Raw genomic sequence first — 17,043 nt, 5'->3', positions numbered from 1 at the left:
GCGTGTCCCGAGCTTCCATGTACACGCGTTTTCTGGCTGCTACGGCAGCCCTGCTCCTCCCTGCGGCGCTGGCCGCGCAGCAGATCCGTACCGCGCCTCCGGCGGCGAACGCCACGCAGGTACCAGTGGCCGGCGCGCTCGCCGCACTCGGCTCTCCGCCAAACCCCAAGGTCGCCGTCTCCTGGGACCGATTCTATGATCACGCCGGCCTGCTGGAGATCGCGCGCCGGCTCGCCTCCGCGCACCCCGACCGTGTGAAGCTCGGCAGCATCGGCCGCAGCACGCAGGGCCGCGACATGTTCGTGCTCACGGTGACCGACCATCGCGTGGGCAACGCCGACCGCAAGCCGGCGATGTGGATCGACGGCAACATCCACGCGAACGAGATCCAGGGCGCCGAGTTCTCGCTGTATACGGCGTGGTACCTCGCGGAGATGGCCGACCGCGTGCCAGCCGTGGACTCGCTGCTGCGCAACTACACGTTCTACATCGTGCCCAGCATCAACCCGGACGGGCGCGACCACTACATCCACGAGCCCAACAACGCGAGCTCGCCGCGTTCCGGACTCGCGCCGCGCGACGATGACGGTGACGGCAAGATCGACGAAGACGGCATCGGCGACCTGAACGGCGACGGCCACATCACGCAGATGCGGCGCCGCAATCCGAACGGCCGCTTCCGCGTCTCGCCGGAGGATCCGCGCTTGATGATCCCCGTGCTGCCCGGCGAGCAGGGCGAGTATGACCTGCTGGGCCAGGAAGGCTACGACGCCGACGGCGACGGCAGCGTGAACGAGGACGGCCCCGGCCGCTACGACCCGAACCGCAACTGGCCCTGGCGCTGGGCGCCGCAGTACGTGCAGGGCGGCGCGGACCGCTATCCGGGGTCGCTGATCGAGACGCGCAACATCATGAACTTCGTGATCGCGCACCAGAACATCGCCGGCGCCCAGAGCTACCACAACAGCGGCGGCATGCTGCTGCGTGGCCCCGGCGTGCCGCAGGACGAGTACCGACCGGCCGACGTGCGCGTGTTCGACCAGATCGGTGCCATCGGCGAGGAAGTGCTGCCGGGCTACCGCTACATGATCGTGTGGAAGGACCTGTACACCGTCTGGGGCGGCGAGCTCGACTGGTTCTACGGCGCGCGCGGCATCCTGACGTTCAGCAACGAGCTGTGGACGCCGTTCCTGTACTTCTACAAGCAGCCGGAGCGTGGTGGCGGCGGCTTCTTCGGCGACCCGCGCAACCGCCAGTACCAGACCACCGAGTCGCGCTTCAACCAACTGCTGTTGATGGGCGAGGCGATGGTGGAATGGCAGGAAGTCGACCACCCGCAGTTCGGCAAGGTCGAAGTGGGCGGGATGAAGAAGAACTTCGGCCGCGTGGAGCCAGGCTTCATGCTGCAGAGCGACGGCCATCGCAACATGATGTTCACGCTCTACCAGGTCTCACAGATGCCGCTGGTGGAGGTGGACTCGGTGACGACGCGTTCACTGGGCGGCAACCTCACGGAGGTGACGGCGGTAATCGTGAACCGTCGCATCGCGCCGACGCACACGCAGCAGGATCTCGAGAACCGCATCACCCGTCCGAACCACATCACGCTTGCCGGTGGTCGTGTGATTGCGGGCTTCACGATCGACAATCCGCTCACCGGCGAGTCCACGGAGCAGAAGCGCGATCCGGCGACGATGCGCGTGCCGAACATCGCGGGCCAAGGCATCGTGCGCGTGAAGTGGATCGTGGAGGGACGTGGGCCGTTTACCGTCACTGCTGACGCCGTTAAGGGTGGGGTGTCGACTTTGAGATCGCGGTAACTGCTTTGCCACAGAGGCACAGAGACACAGAGGTGTCGGAGCGCGAGTAGGCCTCTGTGCCTATTCCAACAGCAACTTCTAAGGGGGCTCGGCGGACAGATCTGTCCGCCGAGCCCCCTTAGAAGTGTCGTTCAAGAAGACACAGAGAGATATCCGCTACGCCACGAAACCCTCTGTGTCTCTGTGCCTCTGTGGCAAGCCGTTGCAGTTCCTACTCAAACCACGACGTTCAAGAGCCGCCCCGGCACAAGGATGACCTTCTTCGGCTCCCCAGTGATGAACTTCCCGATCTGCGCATCGGCCTTCGCCACCGCCAGCGCTTGATCCTGGGTCACCGACTTCGGCACCACGACCTTGCCGCGCGTCTTGCCCGACACCTGCACCACCAGCTCAATCGTGTCGGACTCGAGCATTGAAGGGTCGAAGGACGGCCAACGCGCTTCAAACACGCTGCTCGAATGCCCGAGCATCTCCCACAGCTCCTCGGCGATATGCGGCGCAAAGGGCGAGACCATCTGCACCAGCGGCTCCACCTCCGCTCGCGCTGGCACCCGCTCTCCGCGGCGCACGACGTTGATGTACTCCATCATCGCCGCGATCGCCGTGTTGTAGCTGAGCGATGGGATGTCCTCACCGACCTTCTTGATCGTCGCGTGCAGCTTGCGCAGCACCTCGGGGTCGGCCGGAGCCGCGTCGTCGCGGTCGCGCACGGACGCCCAGAGGCGGTCCAGGAAACGCTTTACACCGCTGATGCCCGAGTCGCGGAAGTCGCCGCCCTCCTCGAAGGGACCGAGGAACATCAGGTAGGTGCGGAAGGAATCCGCGCCCCATTGGTCGATGTACTCGTCCGGGTTCACCACGTTGCCGCGCGACTTCGACATCTTCGCGCCCTCGCGGATGATCAGTCCGTGCGCCCGGAACTTCGTGAACGGCTCCTCGAAGTCCAGGAGCTTGGCATCGTGCAGCACCATCGTGATGAAGCGCGAGTACAGCAGGTGCAGCACCGCGTGCTCGTTGCCGCCGATGTACGTCGTGACCGGCAACCACTTCTTCGTGATCGTCGAGTCGAAGGGCACGTCGTCGTGGCCCACGCTCGGGTAGCGCAGGAAGTACCAGGCGCTGTCGAGGAAGGTGTCGCTCACGTCCGTCTCGCGCCGCGCCTGCTTGCCGCACTGCGGGCAGGGCACGTGGAACCACTCTTCGTGCCGCGCCAGCGGGGAGATGCCCGAATCGTCCGGCTTGAAGTCCGGGATGTTCGGCAGCACCACCGGCAACTGGTCCTCGGGGACCGGCACAGTGCCGCAGCTGTCGCAGTAGATGATTGGGATTGGCGGGCCCCAATAGCGCTGCCGCGAGATGCACCAGTCGTGCAGGCGGTAGTTCGTCACCGACTTGCCTGCGTGCATCGCTGCCAGCCAAGACGTGACCTGCGTCTTGCCCGCGTCCACCCCGAGTCCGTCGAACTGCTTGGAGTTCACCAGCACGCCGTCGTCCACGTACGCCGCGCCATCGAACGGCGTGTGCGCGTCCTGACCCGGACCCGCCACCACGCGGACAATCGGCAGCTCGAACTTCGTGGCAAACTCAAAGTCGCGCTCGTCGTGCCCTGGCACCGCCATGATCGCACCCGTGCCGTACTCCATCAGCACGTAGTCGGCGATCCAGATCGGGATCAGCTCCTGCGTGGCTGGATTCACCGCGTACGAGCCCGTGAACTCGCCCGTCTTCTCCTTCGTAGTCTTGCGGCTCACCAAATCCTGCTTGGCCGCGGCCGCACGATACTCGCGCACCACGCCCTCCTGCTGCGGCGTGGTGAGCTGATCGACCAAGGGATGCTCCGGCGCCAACACCAGGTACGTCGCACCGAAGATCGTGTCCGGACGCGTGGTGAAGACCTCGATCTCCGCCGTCCCCACCGACATCTCGGTGGTGACGGACACCGCCGAGCTGCCCGCGTCGGTCAGCGGGTCGATCACGCGGAAGCGCAGCGCCGCACCTTCGGAGCGGCCAATCCAATTGCGCTGGGCCTGCTTCGTGGTGGCCGACCAGTCCAGCGTCTCGAGATTGTCGAGCAGCCGCTTGGAATAGTCCGAGATCCGGAAGAACCACTGCTCCAGAAAGCGCTGCTCCACCTGCGTGCCACAGCGCTCGCATTCGCCATTGATCACCTGCTCGTTGGCCAGCACCGTCTTGCAGGACGGGCACCAGTTCACCGCCGCGGCCTTCTTGTACGCAAGCCCCTGCTTGTACAGCTGCAGGAAGACCCACTGTGTCCACTTGTAGTACGCTGGATCGGTTGTATCCACCGAGCGCGACCAGTCCACCATCAGGCCCGCGCGGTCCAACTGCCGACGGAAGTTCGCGATGTTCCGCGGGATCAACTCCATCGGATGCACGCCGACCTTCAGGGCGAAGTTCTCCGAGTGGATGCCGAACGCGTCGTAGCCCAGCGGCTCGAACACCGTGTGACCTTGCAGGCGCTGGAAGCGCGCATAGATATCACAACCGGTGAACGCGAACAGATTCCCCACGTGCAGGCCTTCGGCCGACGGGTAGGGAAACATCATCAACGCGTAGAACGGACGTTCGCCGTTCGCGATGTCGCTGCGATGCGTGCCGCGATCGGCCCACTGCTGCCGCCATCGCGCCTCGATCGCCGTGGGGTCGTAGCCGATTGGCTCTGGTGCGGGTGCTGTCATCGTCTATGGAAGGGAATCTGGGAAATTTAGCCGCCGTGGAAGCTCCGACCAAACCTGACGCCCCCCGCGGGCGCGTCCGCCGCCACATCATCGACCAGGCCGCCGACTGGTCGGCCATCGTGGGGGCGGTGGGCGTGGCCATCGCCATGCTGGTCGGGGCGCCCATCATCACCGAGCTGGCCGCCGAGGGACGGCTCCCCTGGCTCGTCGGGCTGGTGCTGGCCTTCTCGCTCACCGCGGCGGCGGTCATCTTCCGCTTCCTCATCTCCCCCGCCGTGGGCGAGCAGATCCGCGGGCTCGCGGACGTCGCGGAATCCATCGCCGGCGGCGACCTCACCCAGCGCCCCGACGCCGCCGACGAGGGCGGTCAACTCGGCCGCCTGGGCCGTGCGATGGTCGAGATGACGAGCACGCTGCGGCGCCTCGCCTCGCTGATCCGCGAGAATGCCGGCGCCACGCAGCAGCGGGCCTCGGAGATCACCGCGAGCACGGAGCACCTGGCGCAAGCGGCGTCGGGAGTGGCCGAGACGGCGAGCGCGCTCAGCCTCGAGTCCGCGACGATGGCCGAGACCATCCGCGGCCTGAGTGGCGATGCGACCCGCCTCGCGCAGCTGGCCGCCGGCGTCAGCGATGGCGCCAACGACGGCCTGCGCCGCAACCGCGAACTCTCCGAGCTGGCGGCCGGGAACGCAGGGCATCTCGACGAAGGTGCGCGCCGCCTGGACGAACTCGCCAGCGATGTGCGCGCCGGCGCGGCCGCTACCGAGGCATTGGCAGGCGCATCGGAGGAGATCCTCGCCTTCGTCGCGCTGGTGCAGCGCATCGCCAAGCAGTCCAAGCTGCTGGCGATGAACGCGTCGATGGAGGCCTCGCGCGCCGGCGAGCACGGCGAGGGATTCACCGTGGTGGCCAACGAGGTGCGACGTCTCGCGCAGGCCACGCAGGAGGCGGCGTCAAAGACGGACGTCCTGATGAAGGACTTGATTGCGCAGGTCGAGGCCGCCCACGCCTCGGCGGTGCGCTCACGCGCAACGGTGGAGACGGTACGCGCCACGACATCGCGCGGCCGCGAGGCCTTCAGCTCCGTGGAGCTCGCCGTCGCCGCCGGGGACGGTTGGATCTCGTCGATGTCGGCCACCGCGAGCTCCGGTCAGCAGCTGGCGCGCGAGATCACCGAGAAGCTGGAGTCGCTGTCGCGCGGCACGCGCTCGTTCGCCGACTCGATGCAGGATGTGGCGGCAGCTAGCGAGGAGCAGAGCGCCAGCACCGAAGAGATTGCGGCCGCGGCGAGCTCGCTACTGCAGTCGGCGGAGAAGGTCGGCGGCGCGGCGGCGGGCTTCAGGACGAGCACTCGCCGCGCGGACGGCGCACGTTGACCGCGGTTGGGGAGAGACGCAAGGCCGCCGAGGACGCCGCAGCGGCCTAGAACGCGCCGCGCTGCCGATCGCGACGCCCGTCGCCGCTAGCCGCGCCGGTAGAGGAACGCGCACTTCTCCACGCGCGCCCCATTCGAGTCCGCCACCGCAAACTCGGCGCCTTCGTACATCGTCGCCGAACCGTAACGGCCGTCCTTGCTGATGGCGTAGAACTGGATATCGAAGGTCGGCCGCCCGCGTTCATCGAGGAGCCGGCGCTCGGTCATCGCAACGATCCGCTCCAGCGTCTTGAGGCAGGCCGCCTGCGGCGACAGCCCCTGCCGCATGAACTCGACGGTGAGGAAGCCGCCACAGACCTTGATGTTCGCCTCACCGCGTCCGGTCGAGCCCGCGGCGCCGACGGTGTTGTCGCAGTACTGGCCCGCACCAATGATCGGCGAGTCGCCCACACGGCCCGGCACCTTCCAGGCCATCCCGCTGGTGGTGGTCACCGAGGAAATGTCACCGCTCGCGTTCACGGCATTCATGTTGATCGTGCCGGTCGAGAACTTGATGGCGACGTTGCCTTCGTAGTCCAGATGGGCGTCGTTCGGATTCAACTGTGCGCGCCAGCGCAGCCAGTCCTGCCGAGTCTGCTCCGTCAGCAGGTTCTGCGGCTTGAACCCAAGCTCCAGCGCAAACTTCTTGGCATCGTCACCAACCAGCATGATGTGGTCGGTGTAGTCCATGATCGCCTTCGCGACCAGGCTCGGAGTGGCGATGTCCTCCAGGCAGCCGACGGCACCTGCGCGCTTGGTGGGGCCGTGCATGCAGCTGGCATCGAGTTGCACTACGCCGTCGCGATTCGGGAAGCCGCCGAGGCCGACTGACTGATCGTGGGGGTCCAACTCTTGGATGTTCACGCCGGCGATGATGGCGTCCAGGGTGTCTTCACCCGCGACGATCTTGTCATAGGCCACGCGGACGCCGCGGATGCCGTTCGCGCTCGCGATAATCGTCGGCCTCGCGCGGACTGCGGATGCGGAAGCTTGGGATGCGGCGGCCTCGGAGGCGGGAATCGCGGAGGCTGCGAGGGCAGCCGTCGTCGAGGCTAGGAAGTCGCGTCTGGTGGTCACTTGCTTGGGGATGGGGTGCTGCAATGGTACCCCAATCCGTGGAGATGCGGAATGCGAACTACGATGCGGGCCAAGTGCGCAAAGGGAAGCGGGAACGGAATGCGGGATGATGCGGGGTGAGGGGCTTGATGCGGGAGCTCCGCATCCGTTTCCGGATCCATGCGTCGCTTCGGTCTCGAATGCGGGATGCGGGGCTATCGCCTCCACTTCTGTCGGTCGCGCGCACTGTCTGTTCGGGCGCTGCGGATCATTGTCAGCAACAGCCTGCGGATTGAGACCAGCCGATCGAGGCGTTCGGGCTTCTCCGCGAGTTCGGAGGCCTCGTACCACACGATTGACTCGCGCGTGGAGCCCAGAGCGTACTCGAGGAACTTCCGCCGATCACTCGGCGACCCGCGCGAATACCCCTCGGCAATGTTGGCCGCAACGGAAGCGGTCGCCCGCAGCAACTGCCCCGCAACCTCGGCCAACGCCGGATCCCCCCGCATCCGAGCGACATCCTCCCGCCCCTTCCGCATCGCCTCCAAGGCAAGCCGGTAGGCAGAGAGTCGTTCGACTGGATCCATCCCATCGCCACTGAGGGCAGGCACCGGAAACCGAGTATCCATGCCCACACCGTATCCCGATTCCCGCATCCACCCAGCATCCCCACCCCGCATCCACCCCCGAATCCTCCCCCGCATCAGGTCCCGAGCCCCGCATCATCCCGCATCCCGTTCCCGCTGCCCTCTGCGTAGTTCGACCCCGCATTGCCGTTCGCATCCCGCCTCCCGCATCTTCATCGAGACCCAAACCAAACCGAGACAATGCTCCGCATCCTCGCCCTCGCATCCGCCCTAGCACTGTTCCCCGCATCCCTCATCGCCCAACGCCAGCTGACGCGATGGGAGGAACAAGCGCGGTCATTGCTGAAGGAACTGATCGAGATCAACACCACGCATTCGAACGGCAACACCGTGGAAGCCGCCGAAGCCATGGCGAAGCACATGCGAGCCGCCGGCTTCCCCGCATCCGACATCCACGTCCTCGAGAACGCCCCCCGCAAAGGCAACCTCGTCGTCCGCTACAGGGGCCGGAATCGTGCGCAGCGTCCCATCCTGCTCCTCAGCCACATCGACGTCGTCGAGGCCAACCCCGAGGACTGGACCCTCCCGCCCTTCGAGTTCATCGAACGCGACGGCAACTTCTACGGCCGCGGCGTCGCCGACGACAAGGACGAGGGCGCCATCCACCTCACCATCCTTCTGCGGATGAAGGCCGAGGGCTTCGTCCCCGACCGCGACATCATCGTCGCGCTGACGGCGGACGAGGAGGGCGGGCCGGAGAACGGTGTACGCTGGCTGCTGCAGAACCATCGTGAGCTCGTGGATGCCGCATACGTCCTCAACGAGGGCGGCGGCGGACGCATGGTCGACGACAAGCGCGTCTCCAATGACGTCCAGTCCGCCGAGAAGTACGTGGCGAACTTCAAGGTCGAGGCCACCAACCCGGGCGGCCACAGCTCCGTGCCGCGGCCCGACAACGCCATCTATGCGCTCTCCGCCGCGCTGACCAAGATCGGCCAGCTGCAGCAGCCCGTGAAGCTCAACGAGACCACGCGGATGTACTTCTCGCGCCAGGCCGACATCCTCGGCGGCGAGACCGGCGCCGCCATGCGGCGCATCGTCGCCAACAACGCCGATGCCGCGGCCGCCGCCATCATCGCCCGCGACTTCTCCAACAACTCGCGCATGCGTACCACCTGCGTGGCCACGTTGCTCGAGGGCGGCCACGCCTCGAACGCACTCCCGCAGCGCGCCACGGCGAACGTGAACTGCCGCATCCTGCCGGACGAGAAGGTCGAGGACGTGCGTGCCCGGCTCGTCGCCGCCGTCAATGACACCAGCGTCCACATCACCACCAACCGCGCCGACCGCGATTCGCCCTCGTCGCCGCTCTCGCCGGACCTGCTGCGCGCCTTCGAAGCCACCACGCAGGAGATCTTCCCGGGCATCCCGGTCGTGCCCACGATGAGCACCGGCGCCACCGACGGGATGTACTTCCGCAGCGCCGGCATTCCCGTGTACGGCATCTCCGGCCTCTTCTATTCCAATCCCAACGCCCACGGCATGAACGAGAAGATCGAGACGGAATCGTTCTACCAGGGCCTCGAGTTCATGTATCGCCTCGTGCGGCGCCTCACGGCCGCGCCGGGAGCCTGAGCTAACTTCCGCAGATCATGCCCTTCAATTCGAGCAGCAACAACGTCCTCGCCGAGATCCCGTTCTTCGCGGACCTCCCTGACCAACTTCTCTGGCACCTTGGCCGCGCCGCCGAGGAGGTGGAGTACCAGCCGGAGGACCGGCTCTTCCGTGCCGGCGAGGAGCGTCAGGCCATCTGGGTCATCCTCGACGGGCAACTCGCGATCGAGGCGCCTTTCGGGGCCGTGCCCACGCGATTCGCCACCCTGAGCCACGGCGACATCGTCGGCGAGAGTCTGCTGCTGCAGGAGGATGTGCACCACACCGAGGGCCGTGTCATCCACACGCTGAAGGCCCTGCGATTCTCCAAGGACGTGCTGGGCCCGATGCTCAAGGACCAGCCGCGCCTCTATGCCGCCCTGGTCTCGCGCGCGGCCCGCGTCATCGCCGCGCGGCTCAAGCAGGCCGACCTCTCGCTCTCCGGCCGCGACCGCGTCATCGACGCCAGCTCGCACACCCGCAAGGAAAAGGACCTGCTCGGCGAGCGCGAGGTGCCCGAGGGCGCGCTCTACGGCGTGCAGACATTGCGCGCCATCGAGAACTTCCCGATCACCGGCGTCACGCTGCGCTTCTTCCCCGAGCTGATCATCGCCATCGCCCAGGTGAAGGAGGCCGCCGCGCGCGCCAATGTCGACCTCGGCACGCTCGATGCCGAGGTGGGTGATGCGATCGTGCGCGCCTGCAATGAGATCGAGGCCGGCGCGCACCACGAGCACTTCCGCGTCGACATGATCCAGGGCGGCGCGGGGACCTCGACCAACATGAACGCCAACGAGGTCATCGCGAACCGCGCGCTCGAGCTGCTCGGCGAGCCGCGCGGCAACTACGCGCGCGTGCATCCCAACGAGCACGTGAACCTGGCACAGAGCACCAACGACGTGTATCCGACGGCGGTGCGTCTGGCGCTGCATTACGCCATCGGCGATCTGCAGGGCGCGATGCGCGCGCTGGTCGCCGCCTTCCGCGCCAAGGGCCAGGAGTTCGCCCCGCACATCAAGATGGGCCGCACGCAGTTGCAGGACGCCGTGCCAATGACCCTCGGCCAGGAGTTCACCGCCTTTGCGAATACCATCGCGGAGGACGTGGACCGGCTCGAGGAAGCCAAGGCGCTGATTCGTGAAATCAACATGGGCGCCACCGCCATCGGCACGCGCATCACTGCGCCCGAGGGTTACGCCGAGAAGGTGCGTGCGCACCTCTCACAGGTGACGGGGCTCCAACTGGTCACGGCACCGGATCTGGTTGAGGCCACCAGCGACACCGGCGCCTTCGTCCAGCTCAGCGGCGTGCTCAAGCGCTGCGCCGTCAAGCTTAGCAAGGTCTGCAACGACCTGCGCCTGCTCTCCAGCGGCCCGCGCGCCGGCCTCGCAGAGATCCGCCTCCCAGCGATGCAGCCGGGCTCGAGCATCATGCCCGGCAAGGTGAACCCGGTGATCCCCGAGGCGGTGAACCAGGTCTGCTTCGACGTCATCGGCGGCGACGTCACCGTGACGCTGGCCGCCGAGGCGGGGCAGCTGCAGCTCAACGTCTTCGAGCCGATCATCGCATTCCGGCTCCTGCGCAACATCTCGGCGATGACCAACGCCTGCCGCGTGCTGCGCGAGAAGTGCGTGGACGGCATCGAGGCCAACCCGCAGGTGATGCGCGACTTCGTGGAGCGCTCCATCGGGCTTGTCACGGCGCTGCTGCCAACGCTTGGCTATGAGAAGTGCACGGCGTTGGCCAAGGAGGCCCTGGAAACTGGCCGCGGCGTGGCCGAGCTGGCGCTGGAGAAGAAGCTGATGACGCGAAAGCAGCTGGATGCGGTGCTGGACCCCAGCGCCATGACCGGCAGGTAGCGGGCGCGCCCAGACCGCTACCCGTCGCTGCGGCTCGCGGCAAAAGCCCTTAGGTTGGCAAGAGGCGGGAAAGGCGCCTCGTCCGGTGTACGGAGCCTTGCACCTCGCATCCAGATGCCTTCAACCTCCCACCTTCACCCTTCATCCTAAACATGGCCGGAGTCAAGCTCGACGGCGCAGGCGCCCAGAAGATGAAGACCATCGAGGAGGCCCTGGCCACCATCCAGACCATCCACGGCCACGTGGAGCGGATGGCCATCGACGTCAAGAACCAGCGGGGCGTCGGCATCATCCCGGGACAGATCAAGCGGATTGCCACCCCGCTGCAGGGGCAGCTCAAGGGCCAGTTCGGCCTCATCGCCGACCAGGTGAGCGCGATGATCCTCGCGTCCGGCCGGGGCGGTGGCGAGCAAACCAAGGTGCGGGCCCTTCGTGAGTACGTGGGCCAGATCCGCACCGCCTTGGAGATCATGCAGGCCAAGGTGAAGGAGCAGCACGCGGTGCCCATCGAGATCGCGCCGGACTAGCACCGCAGCCCGCGCCGCGTCGCCCCCGGGCGTTCCTGCGGCTGCGACCCCGCGGCGCAGTATCGGCCAAGGGGTCCGAACCTTGACCGGCACAAGGACTTAGGTGGGGGTTCCGCCGCTTGTGAGACCCCTAGGGGCGGGGTAGGTTATTCCGAGTCCCATATATGGCGGCTTCCGTCCGTTTCCGGACCGGCGGCACTCCCCCCAGCCCGAGTCACGATGTCGATGTCGCGCCTGCGTCAGGCGGCGCCAGCGCTGCTGTTGGCAGCGATTACCCTGACGCTCACCGCGTGTGGAGCGGAGCAGTATCCGAACTCCACCTTCAACCACACCACCGACTTCAACATCGCGATCGATGGCCTCTGGGGCCGCCTGCTGTTCTGGGGCACGATCGTGTTCGTCGTCGTCGAGTTGGCGCTCCTCTACACCATCATCCGCTTCCGCAAGAAGCCGGATTCCCCGGAGCCGCCGCAGACGCACGGCAACGTGGCGCTGGAGATCACGTGGACGGCGATTCCCGCCGTCATCCTCGTGCTCATCGCCATCCCCACCGTGAAGACCATCTTCCAGACGCAGGCGCCGGCCCCGGCGGGTGCGCTCACGGTCGAGGTCACCGGCAACCAGTGGTGGTGGGAGTTCAAGTATCCCGAGTACGGCGTCACCACGGCCAACGAGCTGTACCTGCCGGTCGGCCGCCCGGTGAACTTCGTGCTCCGCAGCAAGGACGTGCTGCACTCCTTCTGGATCCCCCAGATGGGCGGCAAGCGCGACCTCATCACGAACCGGACGAACTACCTCTGGTTCACGCCGAACCCCGACCTCGGCACGAACGCCTACAACGGCTTCTGCGTCGAGTACTGCGGCACCAGCCACGCGAACATGAAGTTCCGGATGTTCACCGTGTCACCCGAGCAGTTCGCCTCCTGGGTGGCGCACCAGGCGTCACCGGCCGTCCCGCACCGTGACTCCACCTACGCGGGCCCGGCGGACGGCTACACGTTCCCGGCCGCCGACCTGCCGGACCACGTGATCCCGAAGACGCCGGTCAACGCGACGATCGCGTATGACGACGCGCTGCTCGCCAACGGCGACGCCACGCGCGGCCAGACCGCCTTCCTGATGGGTGGCTGCATCGGCTGTCACGCTGTCGGTGGCAACCCGATGGCCGTCTCCACGATCGGTCCCAACCTCACGCACTTCGCCTCCCGCCACACCTTCGGCGGCGGCCTCTTCCCCAACACCGACGCCAACGTCGCGCGCTGGGTGAAGAACGCCAAGAAGATGAAGCCCGGCGCGCTGATGCTCGTCGTCGGCGTGGGCGAGTACAGCCCCGACCTCAAGGGCCCCGTGACCGCGGGCCTCACCGATGCGCAGATCGCCGATGTCGTGGCGTACCTGCGGTCGCTCAAGTGATCCGGAGATCCTGACCAATGGCATCCATCGCTGCACCGACGACCGCGACGGCTTCCGCCGCGACCGCGGAGAATACGGGGATCTGGAGCTGGATCACCACTGTCGATCACAAGCGGATCGGCACGCTCTATCTCTGGACCGCGCTCATCTTCTTCATCATCGGCGGCCTCGAGGCCGTCCTCATCCGCACGCAGCTCATGCGCCCGAACATGGGCTTCGTGAGCGCCGAGACGTACAACCAGCTGTTCACGATGCACGGCACGACGATGGTGTTCCTCGCCATCATGCCGCTCTCGGCCGCGTTCTTCAATTATTTGATTCCGCTGCAGATCGGCGCGCGTGACGTCGCCTTCCCGCGGCTCAATGCGTTCTCGTACTGGGTGTACCTCTTCGGCGGCATCTTCATCACGCTGCCCATCCTGTTCCAGGTCGCGCCCGACGGTGGCTGGTTCGGCTACGCCCCGCTCAGCACGAGCCGCTTCTCGGCCGGCCCCAACATCGACTTCTGGGTGCTCGGCCTGCAGATCCTCGGCATCAGCTCGCTGGCCGCGGCGTTCAATTTCATCACGACGATCATCAACATGCGCGCCCCGGGCATGAGCCTGATGCGCATGCCGATGTTCACGTGGATGTCGTTCGTCGTGCAGTTCCTCGTCATCCTCGCGTTCCCGCCGATCACCATCGCGCTGTTCTTCCTGCTGATGGATCGTTTCTTCGGCACGACGTTCTACGCGATTGCCGCTGGCGCCGACCCGCTGCTCTGGCAGCATCTGTTCTGGGTGTTCGGCCACCCCGAGGTGTACATCCTCATCCTGCCCGCCTTCGGCCTCGTGTCGGAGGTGCTGCCGACCTTCTCGAAGAAGCCGCTGTTCGGCTACAACGTGATGGTCTACTCGGGCATCATGATCGGCTTCCTCGGCTTCGGCGTGTGGGCCCACCACATGTTCGCCGTGGGCATGGGTCCCGTGGCCGACTCGATCTTCTCGATGATGACGATGCTCATCGCCATCCCCACGGGCGTGAAGATCTTCAACTGGATCGCCACGATGTGGGACGGCCAGATCCGCTTCACGGTGCCGATGAAGTTCGCCATCGCGCTGATCGGCATGTTCACCATCGGCGGCATCTCGGGCGTGATGCACTCCTCGCCGCCGGCCGACCTGCAGCAGACCGACACCTACTTCATCGTCGCGCACTTCCACTATGTGCTCTTCGGTGGAAGCATCATGGGCATCTTCGCCGGCATCTACCATTACTACCCGAAGATGACCGGACGCATGATGGGCGAGGGGCTGGGCAACCTGCACTTCTGGCTGACGTTCATCGGCATGAACCTCACGTTCTTCCCGATGCACTTCAGCGGCCTGCTCGGCATGTCGCGCCGCATCTATACGTACGACGCCGGCCAGGGCTTTGACCTGTTCAACCTGCTTGCCACCTACGGCACCTACCTGCTGGTGATCGCGACGTCGGTGTTCGTCTGGAACTTCCTGCGCAGCCGCACCCGCGGCGCCGTCGCCGGCAATGACCCCTGGGGCGCGGCCACGCTGGAGTGGTCGATTCCCTCGCCGCCGCCGGAGTACAACTTCGCGCAGATCCCCGAGGTCGAGTCGCGCTATCCGCTCTGGGACCTGAAGTCCCCGGAGAAGACGGCCGGCATCGAGCACTCGCACGCCGACGCGGTGACCATCACCGACGCCCACGCGGTGCCCATGCATGAGGAGAAGGAGCGCCACACGGCCAAGGAACTCGGCATCCCGATGCCTTTCCCCACGGCCAAGCCGCTGGTGGTCGCCTTCTCGATGGTCGTGATGTTCTGCGGCCTGCTGTTCCTCCGCAATGACATGTTCGCCGTCTCGATGGCCGTCACGATCGGTGGCGCGCTGGCGATGGTGGCGGGCCTCTATACCTGGCTCACCAGCCCGCTCGAGTAAGGGAGACCATCACAGTGTCCGCACACGCCGCCGCCGCGCACGCCCACGACGAAGGGCACGCGCACCATCACTACACGACGACGGGCCTCGACCACCGGAAGATCGCCATCTGGGCGTTCATCGGGTCGGAGTGCATGCTCTTCGCGTCGCTGATCGCCACGTACCTCATCTACAAGGGCCGCTCCATCGTCGGGCCCTTCCCGCACACCGAGTACATCAACGAGGCCGGGCAGGTCTTCAAGCCCATCCTCGACATCCCGGTCACGTCGGCCTCGACCTTCGTGCTGCTGATGTCGTCCCTCGCCATGGTGCTCGCCCTGCAGGCCGTGCAGCTCAAGGACACGCCGCTGCCCGAGGGCGCCAACTGGTGGACGCGCATCCAGCGCTCCTCCCAGACCTGGCTGTTCATGACGGCCCTGCTCGGCACGACCTTCCTCGGCTTCCAGGCCTACGAGTTCACCTCGTTCGTCCGCGAAGGCCTGACGATCAAGACCAACCTCTTCGGCTCCACCTTCTTCACGCTCACCGGCTTCCACGGTGCGCACGTGACGGTCGGCGTGCTCTGGCTGATGTCGCTGCTGTGGGTGGACCGGACGCGTGGGCTCGGCCCCAAGGACGAGCTGCTCGTGGACATCGCCGCGCTCTACTGGCACTTCGTGGACGTGGTCTGGATCGCGATCTTCACGCTCATCTACCTCATCCAGTAACCGGACGGAGACGCCCATGGCACACGAGCACAAGGACGCCGCCCACGCGCACCCGACCGGCGCCACGTACATCAAGGTCGGCGTCATCCTGACGCTGATCACGGCCATCGAGGTCTGGGCCTACTACATCCCAAGCCTGGTCGCCTCACCGCTGTTCAATCCGGCGCTGATCATCATGTCGGCCGCCAAGTTCGCCATCGTGGTGCTGTTCTACATGCACCTCAAGTACGACCACAAGCTGTTCAAGGCCCTGTTCACCGGCCCGCTCATCATTGCCGGCGCGACGATCACGGCACTGTTGTTCCTGTTTGGGAAGTTTGTTCTCTAGGACGGAGGACGAAGGTTGTAGGACGAAGGCTGAAACGCGATGCGGGGGTGGCTCGGAATCTCCGGGCGCCCCCGCATCCCGTATCCCCCCCCCCCGCATCTCCCTCCGCATCCTCCCCCGCATCAAGTCCCGCGCCCCGCATCATCCCGCATCCCGTTCCCGCTTCCCTCTGCGTAGTTCCACCCCGCATCCCGCATGAAGCCTGTCATCTGGGCCCACCCAAACGTCGACCTCAGCCAGGGAGGCTTCACCCTCCACTGGTCCACCGTCATCGGCATCCTGGCGATCCAGGCGTTGTGGCTCTCCCGCATCCCAAGAGACGGCAGCCACAAACCGACGCTGTTCCAGACCGCCAGCTTCAGCACTGGCCTGCTGCTGATGTTCCTGACGCTGAACGGCCCCGTCCACGACATCAGCGACTACTACTTGTTCACCGGCCACATGGTGCAGCACCTCGTGCTCACCATCGTCGTGCCGCCACTGCTGCTGATGGGCACTCCCGGCTGGATGCTCCGCCCCGCCTTGCAGTTCAGGCCCATCAGGAAGTTCGCGGAGAAGGTCACGCCAGCCACCGCCGCCTTCACGATCTTCAACGTCGTCCTGGCCGGCTGGCACCTCCCCCCGCTGTACAACTCCGCGATGTTCCACCACGAGATCCACATCCTGCAGCACCTGATGTTCCTCGTGGCCTCGGTCATCATGTGGTGGCCCATGTTGAGCCCGCTGCCGGAGCTGCCGAGACTCAGTTATCCGGGGCAGATGCTCTACAGCTTCCTGCTGACGCTCCCGATGACGATCATCTCGATCTTCATCGTGTATGCAGACCACGTGCTCTATCCTGCCTATGCCAGCGCGCCACGCCTCTGGGGCCTCTCGCCCCTTGAGGACCAGCGCCTCGGGGGCCTGATCATGTGGATCCCCGGCGGCCTGTTCTTCTACCTGATCACCTCGGTGATCTTCTTCCGCTGGAGCACCAGCCAGCGTGACGACAGGGCCGGCGCGCAAGTCAGGGCTTGAGCCCCTCGTCTCACTGGTTAACCTGCACA

The 17,043-nt window shown here is 66.0% G+C and carries 13 protein-coding genes; 10 read left to right on the top strand and 3 right to left on the bottom strand.

What is annotated here, in order from left to right; all coding sequences use genetic code 11:
• The first annotated feature begins 17 nt into the window (after positions 1-17).
• Positions 18-1,820 (top strand): hypothetical protein, encoded by a 1,803-nt coding sequence (locus KF709_08275; protein ID MBX3174396.1) that lies wholly within the window; start codon positions 18-20, stop codon positions 1,818-1,820.
• Positions 1,821-2,035: 215 nt separating this feature from the next.
• On the opposite strand, the gene leuS is transcribed toward KF709_08275, so the two are convergent.
• Positions 2,036-4,519 (bottom strand): leucine--tRNA ligase, encoded by a 2,484-nt coding sequence (gene leuS, locus KF709_08270; GenBank protein MBX3174395.1) that lies wholly within the window; start codon positions 4,517-4,519, stop codon positions 2,036-2,038.
• A gap of 35 nt (positions 4,520-4,554) precedes the next feature.
• On the opposite strand from leuS, the gene KF709_08265 reads away from it, so the two are divergent.
• Positions 4,555-5,895, top strand: coding sequence for a methyl-accepting chemotaxis protein (locus tag KF709_08265; GenBank protein MBX3174394.1), 1,341 nt, complete (start codon positions 4,555-4,557; stop codon positions 5,893-5,895).
• A gap of 86 nt (positions 5,896-5,981) precedes the next feature.
• Here the strand turns inward: KF709_08265 and KF709_08260 are convergent, their stop codons facing one another.
• Together KF709_08260 and KF709_08255 are read right to left on the bottom strand one after the other, a co-directional pair.
• Entirely contained in the window at positions 5,982-7,010 is a 1,029-nt protein-coding gene (locus KF709_08260; protein ID MBX3174393.1) for a N(4)-(beta-N-acetylglucosaminyl)-L-asparaginase, read from the bottom strand.
• 194 nt (positions 7,011-7,204) lie between these two features.
• Positions 7,205-7,618, bottom strand: a complete 414-nt coding sequence (locus KF709_08255) for a four helix bundle protein (GenBank protein ID MBX3174392.1) — start codon at positions 7,616-7,618, stop codon at positions 7,205-7,207.
• Between the two features lie 198 nt (positions 7,619-7,816).
• Between KF709_08255 and KF709_08250 the strand changes: the two genes are divergently transcribed.
• The 8 genes from KF709_08250 (at position 7,817) to KF709_08215 (ending at position 17,014) form a co-directional block, all read left to right on the top strand.
• Entirely contained in the window at positions 7,817-9,211 is a 1,395-nt protein-coding gene (locus tag KF709_08250; protein ID MBX3174391.1) for a M20/M25/M40 family metallo-hydrolase, read from the top strand.
• Between the two features lie 17 nt (positions 9,212-9,228).
• The gene (locus tag KF709_08245) at positions 9,229-11,088 is read left to right on the top strand and encodes an aspartate ammonia-lyase (protein ID MBX3174390.1); all 1,860 of its coding nucleotides are present in this window, start codon (positions 9,229-9,231) and stop codon (positions 11,086-11,088) included.
• Positions 11,089-11,240: 152 nt separating this feature from the next.
• Positions 11,241-11,615 (top strand): hypothetical protein, encoded by a 375-nt coding sequence (locus KF709_08240; GenBank protein ID MBX3174389.1) that lies wholly within the window; start codon positions 11,241-11,243, stop codon positions 11,613-11,615.
• Between the two features lie 219 nt (positions 11,616-11,834).
• The gene (coxB, locus tag KF709_08235) at positions 11,835-13,028 is read left to right on the top strand and encodes a cytochrome c oxidase subunit II (GenBank protein MBX3174388.1); all 1,194 of its coding nucleotides are present in this window, start codon (positions 11,835-11,837) and stop codon (positions 13,026-13,028) included.
• 17 nt (positions 13,029-13,045) lie between these two features.
• Positions 13,046-14,962: a cytochrome c oxidase subunit I gene (gene ctaD, locus KF709_08230; GenBank protein MBX3174387.1), complete on the top strand. Its 1,917-nt coding sequence runs from the start codon at positions 13,046-13,048 to the stop codon at positions 14,960-14,962.
• A gap of 14 nt (positions 14,963-14,976) precedes the next feature.
• A complete protein-coding gene (locus tag KF709_08225; GenBank protein ID MBX3174386.1) occupies positions 14,977-15,669 on the top strand; it encodes a cytochrome c oxidase subunit 3 in 693 nt (230 codons plus the stop codon).
• Between the two features lie 16 nt (positions 15,670-15,685).
• Positions 15,686-15,997 carry a cytochrome C oxidase subunit IV family protein gene (locus KF709_08220; protein MBX3174385.1) on the top strand — a complete coding sequence of 104 codons (312 nt, stop codon included), beginning with the start codon at positions 15,686-15,688 and terminating at the stop codon, positions 15,995-15,997.
• A 195-nt stretch (positions 15,998-16,192) separates the two neighbouring features.
• Complete coding sequence (locus tag KF709_08215; protein MBX3174384.1) at positions 16,193-17,014, top strand: cytochrome c oxidase assembly protein; 822 nt, start codon at positions 16,193-16,195, stop codon at positions 17,012-17,014.
• The last annotated feature ends 29 nt before the right edge of the window (positions 17,015-17,043 follow it).

This window comes from Gemmatimonadaceae bacterium, assembly GCA_019637445.1.
Taxonomy (GTDB): Bacteria; Gemmatimonadota; Gemmatimonadetes; order Gemmatimonadales; family Gemmatimonadaceae; genus Pseudogemmatithrix.
Note: the sequence above shows the minus strand (reverse complement) of the source record. Positions and strands in the feature narration are given on the sequence as shown.